Below are 16335 nucleotides of genomic sequence, written 5' to 3'. Positions count from 1 at the left end.
AGAAACTGGCGCTGGGCCTGGTGCCTTGTCGCTGCGTCGCTCACCCTTTCAGCCGCGTCATCTCCGGGTCGAAGATCGGTTCGGCGGTTACCGTCGCCGGGAGTCTGCGCCCCAGGTATTCGATCTCGACGCCGTCACCGACAGACAGTGAGTTCGGCAACCAGGCGTAGGCGATGGTCTGCCCGATCGAGTAGCCATAGGCCGCCGAGGTGACATAGCCGTCGGCCTTCCCGGACCCGTTCACAGCCCCACCGGTCAGGTACACCGGCTCACTGCCCAACACCACGTCTTCCCGACAGTCGAGCGTCAGACACGTCAACTTCGTTGTCGCCGCAGCGGCCCGAGCCTCAAGCGCAGCTTTTCCGCGGAAGTCATCGGTCTTCGAGGCCTTGACCGCGAAGCCGAGTCCCGCCTGCACTGGTTCGTGCTCGCTGGTCATATCGGAACCGAAGGAACGGAACCCCTTCTCCAGGCGCAGCGAGTTGAAGGCCTCCCGCCCGGCTGCGATGAGCCCGAATTCCTGTCCGGCCTCCCACAGCACATCCCAGAGTCGGTGCCCCAGGTCCGCCGAGGTGTAGAGCTCCCAACCCAGTTCACCGACGTAGGACAGGCGCATCGCTGTGACGGGGATGCCGCCGATGGTGATCGGCTTGGTGCGGAAGTACTTGAGCCCGTCATTGCTGAGGTCATCGTCGCTGACCTGCGACATCACCTCACGTGCGAGCGGCCCCCAGAGTCCGATGCAGCAGGTCCCCGAGGTCGTCTCCCGCACGGTGGCCCACTTGCTCGGGTCCGCTTCACTCTGATGTTTGGCCGCACGGGTGATGGTGGCGAAGTCGATGTTGGAGTTCGCCCCGACCTGGTAGGTCTCCTCGTCAAGGATCGCGACGGTGATGTCACTGGTGATGCCGCCTTCCTCGTCAAGCATCAGGGTGTAGCTGACCGCGCCGGGCAACCGCCGCATCGACGAGGTGGTCAGCCCGTGCAGCAGCTCGCCGGCTCCTGGGCCCTTGACCTCGAAGCGTTTGAGCGCAGTCATGTCGTACATGGCGACATTCGTCCGGGTCTTCCATGCTTCGACCGCCGCGATCGGCGAATGGAACATGTCAGCCCACCCTTCACGTGCAGGCGCCTTCCACTCTTCGGGCACCTCACCCAGTAGAGCAGCATTGGCTTCGTACCAGTGGGGGCGCTCCCACCCGTTGGTCTCGAGGAAGAATGCGCCGAGGGCCTTCTGCCGGTCGTTGAATGGGCTCAGCCTCAGATCCCGAGGTGACACACGTGGCTGCAGAGGGTGGATGACATCGTAGATCTCGACAAAATTCTGCTGCGAGGTCTCGCTGACGTATTCGGGGGTCGTGAGTGCGTCCTCGAACCGGTTGAGGTCGATGCCGGACAGGTCGGTGTTCGAGCGCCCGAGGGAGATGAGTTCGGCGACCGCCTTCGCGATGCCGGCACCGTGGGTGACCCAGACCGCCTCGGCGACGAAGAACCCGTCGACCTCTCGAGACTGGCCCACGAGTGACCCGCCGTCCGGGGTGAAGGAGAAGATGCCGTTGAAGCCACTCTGGACCTGCGTCTGGCGCAGCTCGGGCAGCAGTTCCTGGGTGGCCTCCCACTCGCGAGCGAAGTCTTCGGGGGTGAAGTCCAGGCTGGAGGGCATGACCTCCTCGGTGATCTCATCGGGCGAGTAGCTGCGCAGAGTATCGAGGTCGACGGGCATCGGCCGGTGAGCGTAGGAGCCGATGCCGATTCGATCGCCCCGTTCACGGTAGTAGAGGTCCTTGTCCTGGTAGCGCAGGATGGGCGCCGAGGCACCTGCGGGCTGCTCGTTCTTGCCGGCCAGGCTGGGCACCTCGGTCGTCCACGCGAACTGGTGGCCCAGCGGCAGCAGCGGGATCCTCGTGCCGACCATCTCACCGATGTTCGGTCCCCAGAAGCCGGCGCAGGAGACCACGATGTCTGCCGGGAACCGGTCGTCTCCGGCAAGCACAGCGGTGACCTTGCCGGCGGACTGCTCGATGCCGGTGACGGTGGTGCGGTCGCGGAATTCGACCCCCGCGGCCCGGGCCCGGTCCATGACCAGCTGGGTGCCACGTGCGGCCAGGGCAAGTCCGTCGCCGGGGGTGAGCAGACCGCCGAGCACCTTGTCGGGATTCAGCATCGGGAACAGCCGCAGGCACTCCTGCGCGTCGACCATCTCGGCGTCGACACCCCAGGAACGGTTCCAGCCGGCACGACGATGCAGGTCCTGGAGCCGATCGGGCTGGGTGGCGATCTCCAGGCCACCGACGGGCAGAAATGATCCCCGACCGTCAGGTCCGGTCAACGAGGTCAGCTTCTCGATCGTGTACTGGGCAAACTCGGTCATCGACTTCGACCCGTTCGAGGAGAAGACGAGACCGGGTGCATGCGAGGTCGATCCCCCGGGGATGGTCAGCGGACCCTGTTCGAGCACAAGCGTGTTGGTCCAGCCCAGCCGGGCGAGTTCGTCTGCGAGGTTGGCTCCGACGATGCCGGCTCCGATGATGACGACTCGGGGTGAGGAATTCGGCACTGTGTACTCCTTTGTGGTGCAGCTGAAATCTGGGGTGGGTGCGAAAGTCGGGTGGGTGCGAAAGCTATGTGGGTGCGAAAGTGGCGCTGGTGGCGATGGTGCAATCGGAGTGGGCAGTCCGCCCGGCCCGTCGTCTCAGGCGTCGATGACCAGGTCGCTCAACGCGGTCGAACAGCAGGGCAGGAACTTCCCGGCGTCGATCTCACGTGCGCGGATGCCGCCCTGGTGGTTCATATCAACCTCCCCGTCGAGCTTGACGACCTTGCAGGAACCGCACATGCCCTCCTGGCAGTTCGCCCCGATCTTCACTCCCGCTCGCCGGGCCGCATCGAGGACGAATTCGTCCGAGGCGACTCGGACGTTGAGCTTGGAACGCACGAAGGACATCGTGTGCTCGCCCTCGCCCACCGTAGCGAAGGTCGACGGGTCAACGGCCGTGGTTTCGTCACCTGGGCCGACATCGGCCACCGTGACGTCACCCGCCGAGGCTGTTGTCGGGTCCGTTGTCGGTTCAGTCTCGACCGCAGCATCCACCTCGGCGTCCGGCACGATCAGGTCGATCTCCGGTTCGACGGGAACCTCTGCCAGGGCGTCGACGGCCTCCACCGGAGCGCCGGTGACTTCGACGGGTCCGTCGGCGGTGTACTCCGGTTCGTACATCTCCAGGGCCGCCGGCTGCTGTTCGTAGTATTCCTCGGTCGAGGACGCGATCTCCTCGGCGATCTCCCCGGCCAGGGCGACCTCCTCGGCGTATTCGAGTCTGGTCGCACGGTCACCGGAGAAGAACTCCATGAACACCGAGGTGTCGTCCACGCCGACCTCGCGCAGACAGTCCGTCGCGGTGTTGAGGTAGCCCTCGGGGCCACATGCGAACACCTGCCGCCCGTTGGCATCGGGCACGACCTCCTCGAGAAGAGCGGTCGAGAGACGACCGGTCTTTCCCGCCCAAGCGCTGGCAGCGCCTACCGACTCGTCCCCCTGCTTCCGATCCCCCTGCGCCAGGTCCCCATGTGCCCGATCCCCCAACGCCTGGTCACCCAGGGCGTAGATGACCTTGATGCGGAAGTCGGCGCGGGCCAGGAAGTCGAGCTCTTCGGAGAATGCGAAGCGATCCGGTGCGGAGCCGTGATAGAGGAGAACGACATCGGCCTGACCGGGCAGGGAATGGATCGTGCGCACCATCGACATGAGCGGGGTGATGCCCGCGCCCGCGCCGAGCAGAAGATAACGGGCTCGCCGGTCGTAGTCGGCGAGGTGGAACGCTCCCACCGGACCGAGCATCTCGAGCACCGTGCCAGGTCTGATGGATTCGTGTGCCCAGGGTGAGACGAGCCCCTTCGGGTCGCGTTTGATCGTGATGGAGAACGTCCACGGTTCTGTCGGCGCGCTCGAGATCGAGTAGCTCCTCGACACGGGTTCGGCACCCTCCCCGCGCACGGGGAAGTCGATGTTGATGTACTGACCGGACCGGAATGCCAGCGGGGCGCCATCCATCCGGCGGAACACGAAGACCATCATGTCGCCCGCCTCGGGGATGGTCTCCACGCATTCCGCCCAGAATTCCTGTGGGTGCCAGGGCCCCAGCGCCGTGGCGGCTCCGGCCGGTCCCATCGTGCTTGAGAGCACCCGATTCCATGGCATTTCGAGGCCCCGGATCCGCTGTGCCAGCGGAATCATCGGGTCATCGACGCGCTTCATCCCACGTGCTCCCGCATCCGCTGCACGTACCAGTTGATGAAGGCCTCGACCTGATATTCGCTCTTCATGTAGGGGCCCTGCTCGTAGAACGGACTCCTTGCACCCTGCTGGCACAGTTCGACGAAGTTCTTATCCTGCAGGTTCGTCTGCTTCCACGTGTGCGTCAGCGACTCAAGGTCGTAGTCGACACCTTCGACGGCATCGTCGGCGACGAGCCAGGTAGTGCGCACCTGCGTCTGGTGAGCATTGATCGGGAGCACCGTGAACGTCACGACATGATCGCCGAGGAGGTGGAACCAGCTGTTGGGCTGCAGGTGCATCGAGCAGCGTCCAAGGCGAAAATCGGGGAGATCGCCGAGGAGCTTCTTCGACAGGCGTCTGCCATCTGCTGAGAATGACTCCCCCTGTCCGTCAAGGGATTCACGTGAGATGCGGATCCCGGCCAGGCGCGTGTCGAGTTCCTCGATGACTTCGTAGGGCAGTCCGTAGCGTCGGCACCGGTATTCCAGCGAGGCCTGTGCCTGCTGATTGCGGTCCCAGACCTCCTCAAGGTGCGGTGGGATCGTCTCATCACTCAGGCCCCAGGTCGGGAACAGGGCGCAGGCGAGCTCCGGGTGGCCATCGCAGTGGTAGCACTCGCGGTTGTTCTCCATCACGAGTTTCCAGTTGGCGTCTTCGATGATGTTCTGCTGATAGGCCACCTTCGTCTTCGCGAGCTCGTGCGGTGCGACGTAGGGGGCGAAGATCGCCGCGGTGTCGTCGAAGTCGGCAGGGGACTCATCGGCCAGGCACAGGAAGACGAGGCCCGCGACGATCTTCCCGTGCGCACGCTTGAGCGAGTAGCAGGCCTTGTCGAATTCCATCTCCCCCGGCGCCGAGGCGTGGATGAGCTGTCCATCGGGTGAATACGTCCACGAGTGGTATCCGCAGACCAGGTTGCCCGTGGTGCCGCTGGCCTCGGTGAGGACGCGGGCGCCGCGGTGGCGGCAGACATTGTGGAGGACGTTGACGCCGCCGTCGTCGGTGCGGAGGACGAGCAGGGAGTAGGGCCCATAGTCGAGGGTGACGTAGTCCCCGGGCTCTGGAATCTCCGCGACGCTGCAGGCGAAGACCCAGTTCCGTGCGAACACGGCCTGCATATCGAGGGTGAAGAGATGGTCATCAGTGTAGAACGGAGCCTCGAGAGAGAATCCGGTGCGTCGCGTCTCGAGCAGTCGACGGATCTCATCGAGTCTCTCTTCGCTGAAACCGGCAGGGAAACCCTTCTTCGTCGGCGCCAGATTCACTGCGGTCAATTCCATCTCCCTTGATGTCTGCTGCTGTCACAGTCGACATTAGCGATCCGAACACTGCAGGAAAAGCGCGATATTCTGGCGGATTATGTGCGGATTCTTCGTATGATCCAAGGCACAATGGTGGCATGATCGATCCGCGTCTCATCACGCTTCGCACGTTCGCCGCCTGCGGCACCGTCGCCGCCACTGCCGAGCTCACCGGGTACTCGCCTTCAGCAGTCTCTGGTCAGCTGCGCGAGCTCCAACATTCGTTGGGGATGACGCTGCTGGTCAAGGATGGGCGAGGACTGCGCTTGACCGCGACGGGCCGGCATCTCGTCCGCCGCTCCGACAGGCTCATCGCCGAATGGGAGGAGATTCGCGCCTCGTCCCTGAGCGCCGGTGACCAGTCTCCGTCGCACTTCGGCATCGGCGGCTTCTCAACGGCGTCATCGAATCTGCTCGCACCGCTTGCCGCCCACCTGGGCAGCGCACACCCGGAAACCGCGGTCCACGTGATCGAAGCCAGTCCGACACGATGCTTCGAACTCCTCGTCGCCGAACGAATCGATCTCGCTGTCGTCGTATCGATGCAAGGCGATGTCCAGGTCGAAGACGATCCCCGGTTTGAGAAGATCGATCTCCTCGACGATCCACTCGACGTCATGGTGCCCTCCGATCATCCGGTGGCGGAACTCGAATCCGTGTCGCTGGCGGATCTGGCCGGCGAGGATTGGATCGCCGCCGTGCCCGGATCGCCCTACCACGCAATGTTCATCGCCGCCTTCACCGCCGCCGGCGTGACCCCGACGATCTCCCACGAATCCGTGGAATGGGAGACCTCGGCCGCCCTGGTCGGCGTCGGAGTCGGCGTGAGTCTCCTGCCGCGGCTGGTCAGTCTCGCCGGAGAGGACAACGTCACCCGAGTGCGCCTGAGCGGGACCGGTCGACTCAGCCGCAAGATCATCGCTGCGGTACGGGCGGGCAGCCGCAGCTCCCCACTGATCAGAGAATCTCTGCGGCATCTGAAGTCCACCTCGCAGCACATTCTGGCGACCCGCCTCGGCGAATAGGCAGTTCGCGGCGGGATTCCAAGCTGTGCACTTGGGCCTCCAGGCACCCGTACCGACCAGCTCCCCCAAGTTTCGAGACGGCAGCCGTCGGCGTCCCAGACGGCTATTGACAGACGCCTGAGCCAACGGCGAGACTGCAGTCACGTCTGATGCAAGACTGATATTTCAGGTGATTGATCGGTTCTCCTGAGGTTCGCCACTTCCACATTCATTTGATTGGAGACTCAACGATGAGCAACAAGGCAATCAGCTACGCAGGTCCCGGCAAGGTCGAAGTCGTCGACACCGCCTATCCCGACTTCGTCCTCAAGGACGGGCCCGGTGTCCATCCCGCCAATGTCGGCCGCAAGGTCGATCACGGCGTGATCCTCAAGACCGTGGCCACGAACATCTGCGGCTCCGACCAGCACATGGTTCGCGGTCGCACCACTGCACCCGAAGGGCTCGTCCTCGGCCACGAGATCACCGGCGAGGTGGTCGAAGTCGGCCGTGACGTCGAATTCGTCAAGGTCGGCGACCTCGTCTCCGTGCCGTTCAACATCTCCTGCGGTCGCTGCCGGAACTGCATCGAACGCCAGACCGGCATCTGCCTCAACGTCAACCCCGACCGCCCGGGCTCTGCCTACGGCTATGTCGACATGGGCGGATGGGTCGGCGGGCAGGCCGAATACGTCCTCGTCCCCTACGCCGACTGGAACGTCCTGAAGTTCCCGGACAAGGAGCAGGCGATGGAGAAGATCCTCGACCTGGCCATGCTCTCCGACATCTTCCCCACCGGCTTCCACGGTGCGGTCGGCGCAGGCGTCACGATAGGGTCGACGGTCTACGTCGCGGGTGCAGGTCCGGTCGGGATCGCTGCGGCCACCTCGGCGCAGCTCCTCGGTGCATCGGTCGTCATCGTCGGCGACCTCAACGAGGACCGCCTGGCGCAGGCACGCGCCTTCGGCTGTGAGACCGTCGACGTGTCCAAGGGCGACCCGAAGGATCAGATCGAGCAGATCCTCAGCACTCCCGAGGTCGACTGCGGCATCGATGCCGTCGGCTTCGAAGCTCGGGGCCATGGCAAAGATGCAGCCACGGAGGCTCCGGCCACCGTGCTCAACTCACTCATGGACATCACCCGCGCCGGCGGCGCCCTGGGCATTCCGGGGCTCTACGTCACCGGCGATCCGGGGGCGGCCGACGAAGCAGCCCAGCAGGGCTCACTGTCGATGCGCTTCGGACTCGGCTTCGCGAAGTCCCACGTCTTCGTCACCGGCCAGTGTCCGGTCATGAAGTACAACCGCGGTCTCATGCACGCGATCCTGAACGACAAGGTCTCGATCGCGAAGAACGTCAACGCTACTCCGATCGCCCTCGACGACGCCCCGCAGGGCTACGCCGACTTCGACTCGGGTGTCGCCAAGAAGTTCGTCCTCGACCCCCATGGCATGATCAAGGCCTGAGGCTCGCGGCGCGCCCTCGCCGCGCGGCAGCGAGCACGCCTATGTTTCGCTGCCGCGCCCGGGTTTCAGGCTTCAAGGCATTGACCGGATGGCCCAGCGAACCCTCAGTCCTGCTCGTCCGCCAGACGCGCAAAGGCCAGGTGGGCCAGAGCCGCTGCCTGGTCGCCGAGGAGCCCGTCGTCGAAGACCACCCTGGGCGAATGGTTGGTCTCCGCATTCGGGTCGACCCCTTCGGGGGTGGCTCCGAGGAACACGAACGTGCCGGGCACCTTCTCCAGCACGTAGGAGAAGTCCTCGGACCCCATCCGCGGGGAACCCATCTCCGTAACGCGGTCGGCCCCGAAGACCTCGCCGAGGCGGTCGATGGCCACGCGGGTCTCGGCGGGGTTGTTCACGGTCACAGGAAATCCGACCTGGAAGTCCACCTCGGCGGTGCATCGGTGTGCGCGGGCGATGTTCTCCGCGATTTCGGGCACACGCTCCTGGAGCAGGGCGATGGAGTCGGCAGAGAGGAAGCGCACCGAAGCAGTCAGCTTCGCGGTGTCCGGGATGATGTTGCTGGCCTGTGAGCCCTCGAGCTGAGTCACGGAGACGACGACGGGGTCGAAGATGTCGAAAGACCGGGTCGTCATCGTGTTCAAGGCGAGCGCGATCTCAGCGACCGCGGGCACCGGATCACGGGTGGACTGCGGCTGCGAGCTATGGCCACCGGCACCGTGGATCGTGAGATTGAGATCGGCGAATCCGGCCATGAGCGGACCGCCTCTGGTCGTGAATAGCCCGCGTTCGGCCGCCTCGACGTGAATTCCGTAGGCGGCGACGAGAGGAGTACCCGCGGCCTCGAGAACGCCCTCGGCGATCATCGGCTCGGCACCGCCCTCGACCTCTTCGGCGGGTTGGAACATGAACACGATCGAACCTGGCAGCTCATCCCTGTGCGCAGCGAGCAGGCGGGCCGCACCGACGAGGCCCGCGGTGTGCATATCGTGGCCGCAGGCGTGCATATTGCCATTCGCCGACGCGAAGTCCAGGCCCGTGTCCTCGACCAGGGGCAGGGCATCCATGTCCCCGCGCAGGAGAACTGCGGGCCCGGGGCGTCCGCCCTTGAGCACGGCCACGATCGACGTCAGCGACTCCCCCGTCGTGATCTCGAGCCCCAGCCCTGCGAGTTCGTCCAGGACGGTCTTTTGCGTGAATGGCAGATCGAAACCGAGCTCCGGATTGGCGTGCAGAGTCCGGCGCAAGTCCCTGAGGTTGCTCAACAGGCCCTGAGCTTCAGTGCGAAAATCGGGAATGGACATGATTCTCCTCTTCGAGTGATGGCTGGCTTGGTGCCTCGCCTGCCCATCGAGGCGATGTGGGCGGTCCGAGGCGATGTGGGTGGTGGACTCGACTCTACTGAGTCCGGTCCGCGTCCGGCTCTTCGGTCTCGCCGCTGGGAACCGGACGAACCGCTTGCCCATACGCCTCGACGAATCGACTGAATCCAGCGAGAAATTCATCGATGTCCGTACCCAGCGCCTCGAGGCCCAAGTGGTAGGCAGCCATGGACTTCTCGACATCGGCCTCGAAGGCCCGCTCCCCCTCGGCCGAGGCAGAGAATTCGTGCGCCGCGCTGCCCGCGCGACGATCACGGCGCAGAAGACCCGCGTTGAGCGCGGCATTGATCTGGCGATTGACCGTGGACTGCTCGAGCCGCAGCTCCTCTGCGATCTCTTTGAGTGTGCGAGCCCGATCGTCGGAGAACATCCACAGAATCCGCAGGTCAGCCGTGCCGAGGTCCATCTGGTGCCCATGGGCCCGTCTGGCGGCGTCGAGTCGCGTGATCAGATCGGCCACCCGGCGGTCCCCGGAAACCGACGCACCGTTGTGATCTCCTCGACATCGGCCCGGATTCCGCTCTGTTCGGCGTCCCGCATTTGATTGCTCGTCCATAGAAATGTATTCTACATAAGTCGTAAATATGTAAATTACATATATGACCGCCGGACTCACCGACTCCCCGGCTCCGACAGGAAGAGGCCAGATCTTTGAACTCCCCACGTACGACCGCTGATACTCCCGAACAGGAGGGCGGACCTGCGGCTCCTCGACCGGTCCTCATCGCTATGGTGCTCGGCTTCTCCAGCCTGTGCGCAGCGCTCATGCAGTCACTGGTGATCCCCCTCCAGCCCGAGCTCCCCCAACTGCTGGACACCCCAGCAAGCAATGCGGCGTGGGTCGTGACGGCCACACTCCTCGCCGGCGGTGTCGCCATGCCCGTAGCCGGGCGACTTGCTGATATCTACGGGCGCAAACCGATCCTTGTCGCCTCCGCGGTCATCATGCTGGCCGGATCCATCATCTGTGCCCTGTACTCGACCATCGGCCCGGTGCTCATCGGTCGAATCCTCCAGGGCTTCGCCATGGGCTACATTCCGGTGGCGATCAGCTTCGTGCGTGAGGTGACACCGCCGGCGATGCGCAATTCCGCCGTGGCCGGCATCAGCGCCACCCTCGGAGTCGGCGGGGCACTGGGACTTCCGATCGCCGCCTGGATCGCTCAGGCCTTCGACTGGCACATGCTGTTCTGGCTCTCGGCGGTTCTCGCGGCTGCGATGACTGTGCTCTCGTTCCTCTTCCTCCCCCAGATCTCCCCGATCGACCGGGGACGCTTCGACTTCCTCGGCGCGGTCGGTCTCGCCGTGGGAATCGTCGGTGTGCTCACGGGAGTCTCCAAGGGCAACGACTGGGGGTGGACGGCGCCCTCGACGCTCATATCGATCATCGGCGGACTCGTCGTCCTCATCGGCTGGGGATTCTTCGAGGCCCATCACACTCATCCTCTCGTCGATCTGCGCACCACGATCAGACGACCGATCCTGCTGACGAACATTGCGGCCCTGCTCATCGGCTTCGGCATGATGGCGCAGTCCATCGTCGTCCCCCAGCTTCTGCAGATGCCCGAGTCCACCGGATACGGGCTCGGACAGACGATGCTCCAGGCCGGACTGTGGATGGCCCCGGGCGGCCTCATGATGCTCGCCTTCACCCCGATCTCGAGTCGTCTGCTCTCAACTCTGGGCGGACGTTCGACTCTCGTACTCGGCGCCCTGGTCATCGCCGCCGGGTACGTCTTCGCGGTGTTCCTTGCCGGAGCGCCATGGATGCTCATGATCGCGACCTGCATCGCCTGCGCCGGAGTGGGAATCGGCTACGCCGCCATGCCGACACTCATCCTCGAGAACTCCCCCGCCGCCGAGGCGGGTTCCGGTGTCGGCGTCAATGCGCTCATGCGCTCGATGGGAACAACCACGGCAGGTGCCGTGATGGCGATCGTCCTGACAAGTCAGACCGTGTCTAACAATGGGATCTCGATCCCCGACGAGGCCGCCTTCCGCACCTGCTTCATCATCGGAGCCGCAGCGGCACTGGCCGGAGCCCTCGTCGTGCTCCTGATCAAACGCGGCAAGCCGGAGACGCATGTCGTCGAGACCTCGGAGCACGCCGAGTCCATCGCCTGACTGACACGATCTTCAGCGCCCGAGTTCCATGAGCCGTCCGAGACCATGGACCTCGGGCTTCGGTGTGCGTAGCGTTGTCACTCACGCCGCCACTGACGGAGGAGCCAGCCATGCGAATCATCATCACCCAGAACATGACCCTCGACGGCCGGGTCGAAATGCTCGACGACTGGTTCGATCCGCAGGCCCAGGACGAGGAGCTGTCCGCTGAACTCATGCGGCAGGCGGCCAATGAGGAAGTGCTGCTGCTTGGTCGGCAGACCTTCGAGGACTTCCGTGGCTACTGGCCGCTGCAAACCGATGACACAACCGGGGTCGCAGCCCACCTCAACCAGATCGACAAGCGGGTGGTGTCAACGACGCTGACCGAACCGGACTGGCAGAACACAACCGTCATCCGCGAAGATCCGCTGCGGGCTGTCGTTGCCCTACGCGATGAACGGGGCCGAGACGTGATCCTCACCGGCAGCATCACCCTGGCACATGCGCTTATCGCAGCCGATCTCGTCGATGAGTACCGCATGTTCACCTATCCGGCGTGGCAGGGACGCGGACGTGGGTTCTTTCCCGACGACGCCGGGCCGCCTCGACTGCGACTGCTCGATTCGAAGTCCTTCGCCAGCGGCGTCGTGTACGCGGCCTACGAGCCCACAGGCATCAAGTGATTCACTGAGTCTTGAAAGCATCTGCGCGCCTGGCAGGTGGTCGGCGAGTGTGCAGAGAGCCTGCGAGGAATCACGCCGTCCCGAACATCACCTTCCGGCCGTCGGGATCTTCGAGCGTGACGACCACATCATCGACCTCGACAAGTGGTGCACCCACACTCTGCACGTGGTCGAGGAACTCCACGAGATCAGGAACCCGAAAGTAGAGATGAGTGAGATTGGACGCCGGGTCGGGCGGATAACTGTAGTCTGCGAAGGATTTTGCGTCATGGAGAGCGATCTGGACACCGTCGATGTCCAGCATCCAGTAGGTGTACTCGTCGCTGCTGACGGCTTCCAACCCGAGGCCTGCGACGTCCCGGTAGAAGTCAGCCGTCGCCCCGGCGTCATCGCAGGTCAGGAACACGCCGCGAAATTTCGATTGCATCTGTGGACACCTCCGCCCGCAAACCGGTCTCCGGTGGGGACCGACCACACACCCGATTCATCACGAGTCTATCCGCAGTCGCTGACTCGACATAGGGGTCTCGCGAAGAAGGCCCGAAGCATTGAGCACCCTCTATGGCCGCCTCGTGGCCGAAGGGCCTGAACTCGTCCTGCCAAGCGACTTTCATCCTCCACACATACTTCAATGAATCGCGACTGTTAGCCTGACAGGCTGACCCCAATATCAGGAGTGAATGTGCAGAAGAGCAAGTGGCTGCTGGGCCTCGTCTTGTCCGTATCCGTGGTGTCCTTCGCCGCTTGCGGTTCAGCCGAGGACAAACCAGCGGACGAGCAGACCTCCGCCGCTGCTGGGCAGAGTCAGGGCCAGGGCCAGGGGCAAGACCAAGCCCAGGGCCAAGACGGCAAGCCGAACACTGATGGCATTCCTGATGTCGTTGCCGAGGTCAACGGTGAGAAGATCACGAAGGATGACTTCGTCCCCCTTTACGAGACCCAGTACCAGCAGATGCAGATGCAGTCACAGCAGTCGGGCCAGCAGGTCGATGAGAAGCAGCTCAAGACGCAGACGGCCGAAAACCTGGTCAGCACCAAGCTGCTCAGCCAGGAAGCCCAGAAGCGTGACATCAAGATCTCCGGTAAGGACATCGACAAGGCTCTCGAGGAGTCTGCCAAAGCGAGTCAGATGAGCAAGAAGGACTTTCTTGCCGCCATGAAGAAGCAGGGCATGGACGAGAAGAAGGTCCATTCCGAGCTGAAGACCCAGTTGGCGATCGAAGATCTCATCAAGGACGAATACGGCGAGTTCAAGGTCAGCGGCGAAGAGATCGGCCAGGCCTACCAGCAGGCGAAGACCCAGCAGGAGCAGATGGCGCAGCAGAGCGGCCAGCAGGCCCAGGAAGTCCCGCCACTTGAGGAAATGCGTCCGCAGCTCGAGAAGCAGGTGAAGAGCCAGAAGTCGACCGAGGCGACCCAGAAGTACGCCAAGAAGCTGCGCGACAAGGGCGACGTCACGATCAACCTCTGACCGGACAGCCCCTAGCCCGAGTCTCATTCTTGGGGAATTTCTGAGTGTTTTTCGCCAAATCCTTGAGTGCGCTCTAATGTGTAGTGGGTCCAGAAACGTGTCGCAATGACACGCTCGGCCTCACAGCACGTGCGACCAATGAATGCCGCACGCAGAGCACACCAATCTAAGGATCCTTCCATGGCTTCCGTCCTCACGCGATCAGCGATCGTCGCCCCGAAGAACTTCAACCGGTGGCTGATCCCGCCGGCGGCCCTGGCAATCCATCTGTGCATCGGGCAGGTCTACGCGTTCAGCGTGTTCAAGATCCCCTTCATGTCACACTTCGACGCCGGTGAAGTCTCGATCGGCTGGATCTTCTCGATCGCGATCCTCATGCTCGGCATCTCCTCGGCCGTCTTCGGTCCCTGGGTGGAGAAGAACGGACCGCGAGCGTCCATGGTCGCAGCAGGTACCTGCTGGGTGGTCGGCTTCTTCATCGCGTCATTGGGAATCACGACCGGACAGCTGTGGCTCGTCTACCTGGGCTACGGTGTCATCGGCGGCATCGGCCTGGGCATCGGCTACATCTCCCCGGTCTCGACGCTGATGAAGTGGTTCCCGGACCGTCCAGGACTGGCCACAGGCCTGGCCATCATGGGCTTCGGCGGCGGCGCCCTCATCGCCAGCCCGATGTCGAACCAGCTGATGAGCATGTACGGCGGCGGGTCAGAACCGGAGAACCTCGTCGCGGGCCTGACTCCGACCTTCATCACCCTCGGCATCGTCTATGCCGTCGTCATCACCGCCGGTGCCTTCGTCATTCGAGTCCCTCACCCCGAGTGGTCGCCGAAGGGCTTCGATCCTGCCAAGGCGACGACCAAGCCCATGCAGACCACGGGCAACGTCTCTGTCCGCAGTGCGATTCGCACCCCTCAGTTCTGGTTGCTGTGGGTCGCCCTCTTCCTCAACGTCACCGCTGGCATCGGCATCCTCGAAAATGCCGCTCCGATGGTCCAGGCCTATTTCGGCATCACTGCCGCAGCAGCAGCCGGCTTCGTCGGTCTTCTGTCAATCGGCAACATGGGCGGTCGTTTCATCTGGTCGACGACCTCGGATTACCTCGGTCGCAAAAACAACTACATGCTCTACCTCGGCGGTGGGCTCCTGCTCTACCTGGTCGTCGCGCTCTTCGGCGGCAGCTCCATCGTGCTCTTCATTCTCGCCACCCTCGTCATCATCTCGTTCTATGGCGGTGGCTTCTCCACCGTTCCGGCCTACCTCAAGGATCTCTTCGGCGTCTACCAGGTCGGCGCGATCCACGGCGCACTGCTCACCGCATGGTCGGCGGCCGGTGTTGCTGGACCACTCATCGTCAACTCCGTTGTCGAGGCCGGCGAGAAGGCCGGCAAGACCGGCCCGGAGCTCTACACCCCGGGCATGTACATCATGGTCGGGGCACTGGCTATCGGCTTCATCGCCAACGCCCTCATCCGGCCGGTCAGCCAAAGGCACTTCGAACGCGAAGAGACAGTCAGGGTCAAACAGTCCACCGTGATCGAAGACAACAACTGAAAGGAAGGGACGGACACCATGAGCGATTCCATTCCCGCAGCACCTGTCCCGGCCGAGGGCTCCCCGCAGTCACCCGTCGGCGGCACCTATAAGGCTGTCGGATCGACCTTGACGGTCGTCGTAGTCGGCGGCCTCGTCTGGGGTCTGACCCTGACCGTGATCAAGGCCGTCGCGATCTTCACCAACTGAACGGGCGCGATGACAGGACAGGGCGGAGCATCATTCGGCTCCTGTACCTGCGCCGAGGTCGCCGGCCGTTTCGCTCTCAGCACCGATGTGATGCCCTGCCGCCCTGGCACGTAGGATCAAGTCATGCCGAAAGATGAGAACCCCGCGCTGGACTCCGGCTCTCACAGTTCAAACAAGGTGCCCTGGGGTTCGATCCTGCGCAACGTGACATTGGCCCTGGCGGTGCTCGCCGGGCTGTGGCTGATCCTCAACGTTCGCCTGCCCTCACTCGACGGTCTCCAGGAAGAGATCGCGGATGCGGGCTTCTGGGGCTTCGGCATCTTCATCCTCCTCTACGCTTTTGTCGCGGCCACTCCGATCCCCGTCACCATCATGGCCGTTGCCGGTGGGCTGGCGTTCGGCCTGGTGTTCGGCACGATCCTGTCGATGGTCGGCGTGCTGGCCGGCTGCTTCGGCGGCTACTGGATCTCGCGGGCCCTGGGTCGCGAGACCGTGATGAGACTGCTGGGCAGCCACGCTGAGGCGATCGAATCTCGGCTGACCAACGGCGGATTCTACGCGGTGTGCACACTGCGTCTCATGCCCGGCTTCCCCTACTGGCCGGTGAACTACGGCAGCGGGGCGCTGGGGATCAGGAGCCGCACCTTCCTCATCGCCACCGTCGTCTCCGCTCTGCCCGGACAGCTCTCCCTCGTGGCCGTCGGAGCCTTCATCGGACAGCCCGGCATCGTCAACGGCATCGCGGTCGCCATCTCCTGGGCCTTGGTCATCGTCCTGACCATCCTCACCTTCCGCCGCTGGAAGTCGACCCAGAAAGCACCCATTCCACCGGATGAATCGCTGGAACAGGCCGGGTCCGAAGAGCAGAACGGTTCGACGCAGCCGGAGGACGAGGACTGATCAAGA

At 63.8% G+C, this 16335-nt stretch carries 14 protein-coding genes; 8 read left to right on the top strand and 6 right to left on the bottom strand.

Annotated features, from left to right (window positions below):
- Positions 1 to 40 precede the first annotated feature (40 nt).
- The 3 genes from BANT918_RS03820 to BANT918_RS03810 all read right to left on the bottom strand — a co-directional run bounded on the left by BANT918_RS03820 (position 41) and on the right by BANT918_RS03810 (position 5550).
- Positions 41 to 2557 (bottom strand): GcvT family protein, encoded by a 2517-nt coding sequence (locus tag BANT918_RS03820; RefSeq protein ID WP_101619023.1) that lies wholly within the window; start codon positions 2555 to 2557, stop codon positions 41 to 43.
- 135 nt (positions 2558 to 2692) lie between these two features.
- Positions 2693 to 4255 (bottom strand): flavin reductase family protein, encoded by a 1563-nt coding sequence (locus tag BANT918_RS03815; protein ID WP_101619022.1) that lies wholly within the window; start codon positions 4253 to 4255, stop codon positions 2693 to 2695.
- Positions 4252 to 5550, bottom strand: coding sequence for an aromatic ring-hydroxylating oxygenase subunit alpha (locus BANT918_RS03810; RefSeq protein WP_418904353.1), 1299 nt, complete (start codon positions 5548 to 5550; stop codon positions 4252 to 4254). Before BANT918_RS03810 ends, BANT918_RS03815 begins: the two co-directional genes overlap by 4 nt.
- Positions 5551 to 5675: 125 nt before the next feature.
- Here BANT918_RS03810 and BANT918_RS03805 point away from each other — a divergent pair, with 125 nt between their 5' ends.
- Positions 5676 to 6602 carry a LysR family transcriptional regulator gene (locus BANT918_RS03805; RefSeq protein ID WP_101619020.1) on the top strand — a complete coding sequence of 309 codons (927 nt, stop codon included), beginning with the start codon at positions 5676 to 5678 and terminating at the stop codon, positions 6600 to 6602.
- Positions 6603 to 6832: 230 nt separating this feature from the next.
- Positions 6833 to 8047 carry a formaldehyde dehydrogenase, glutathione-independent gene (fdhA, locus tag BANT918_RS03800; protein WP_101619019.1) on the top strand — a complete coding sequence of 405 codons (1215 nt, stop codon included), beginning with the start codon at positions 6833 to 6835 and terminating at the stop codon, positions 8045 to 8047.
- 104 nt (positions 8048 to 8151) lie between these two features.
- Here fdhA and BANT918_RS03795 read toward each other — a convergent pair whose 3' ends face one another.
- On the bottom strand, positions 8152 to 9348 hold the full coding sequence (locus BANT918_RS03795) for a M20 metallopeptidase family protein (RefSeq protein ID WP_101619018.1): 1197 nt from the start codon (positions 9346 to 9348) through the stop codon (positions 8152 to 8154).
- A 94-nt stretch (positions 9349 to 9442) separates the two neighbouring features.
- Complete coding sequence (locus tag BANT918_RS03790) at positions 9443 to 9886, bottom strand: MarR family transcriptional regulator (RefSeq protein WP_208617997.1); 444 nt, start codon at positions 9884 to 9886, stop codon at positions 9443 to 9445.
- Positions 9887 to 10077: 191 nt separating this feature from the next.
- Between BANT918_RS03790 and BANT918_RS03785 the strand changes: the two genes are divergently transcribed.
- Both BANT918_RS03785 and BANT918_RS03780 read left to right on the top strand, forming a co-directional pair.
- Complete coding sequence (locus BANT918_RS03785; protein ID WP_208617996.1) at positions 10078 to 11550, top strand: MFS transporter; 1473 nt, start codon at positions 10078 to 10080, stop codon at positions 11548 to 11550.
- A 110-nt stretch (positions 11551 to 11660) separates the two neighbouring features.
- Positions 11661 to 12215, top strand: a complete 555-nt coding sequence (locus BANT918_RS03780; RefSeq protein WP_101619016.1) for a dihydrofolate reductase family protein — start codon at positions 11661 to 11663, stop codon at positions 12213 to 12215.
- Positions 12216 to 12285: 70 nt separating this feature from the next.
- On the opposite strand, the gene BANT918_RS03775 is transcribed toward BANT918_RS03780, so the two are convergent.
- Positions 12286 to 12642: a VOC family protein gene (locus BANT918_RS03775; protein ID WP_101619015.1), complete on the bottom strand. Its 357-nt coding sequence runs from the start codon at positions 12640 to 12642 to the stop codon at positions 12286 to 12288.
- 255 nt (positions 12643 to 12897) lie between these two features.
- Here BANT918_RS03775 and BANT918_RS03770 point away from each other — a divergent pair, with 255 nt between their 5' ends.
- The 4 genes from BANT918_RS03770 (at position 12898) to BANT918_RS03760 (ending at position 16329) form a co-directional block, all read left to right on the top strand.
- The gene (locus BANT918_RS03770) at positions 12898 to 13686 is read left to right on the top strand and encodes a SurA N-terminal domain-containing protein (RefSeq protein ID WP_233430341.1); all 789 of its coding nucleotides are present in this window, start codon (positions 12898 to 12900) and stop codon (positions 13684 to 13686) included.
- A 180-nt stretch (positions 13687 to 13866) separates the two neighbouring features.
- Positions 13867 to 15240 carry an OFA family MFS transporter gene (locus BANT918_RS03765; protein ID WP_101619014.1) on the top strand — a complete coding sequence of 458 codons (1374 nt, stop codon included), beginning with the start codon at positions 13867 to 13869 and terminating at the stop codon, positions 15238 to 15240.
- An 18-nt stretch (positions 15241 to 15258) separates the two neighbouring features.
- Positions 15259 to 15429 (top strand): hypothetical protein, encoded by a 171-nt coding sequence (locus tag BANT918_RS17320; RefSeq protein ID WP_167389370.1) that lies wholly within the window; start codon positions 15259 to 15261, stop codon positions 15427 to 15429.
- A gap of 123 nt (positions 15430 to 15552) precedes the next feature.
- Complete coding sequence (locus tag BANT918_RS03760; RefSeq protein WP_101619013.1) at positions 15553 to 16329, top strand: TVP38/TMEM64 family protein; 777 nt, start codon at positions 15553 to 15555, stop codon at positions 16327 to 16329.
- The last annotated feature ends 6 nt before the right edge of the window (positions 16330 to 16335 follow it).

Source organism: Brevibacterium antiquum CNRZ 918, from assembly GCF_900169145.1.
Lineage (GTDB): Bacteria > Actinomycetota > Actinomycetes > Actinomycetales > Brevibacteriaceae > Brevibacterium > Brevibacterium koreense.
Note: the sequence above shows the minus strand (reverse complement) of the source record. Positions and strands in the feature narration are given on the sequence as shown.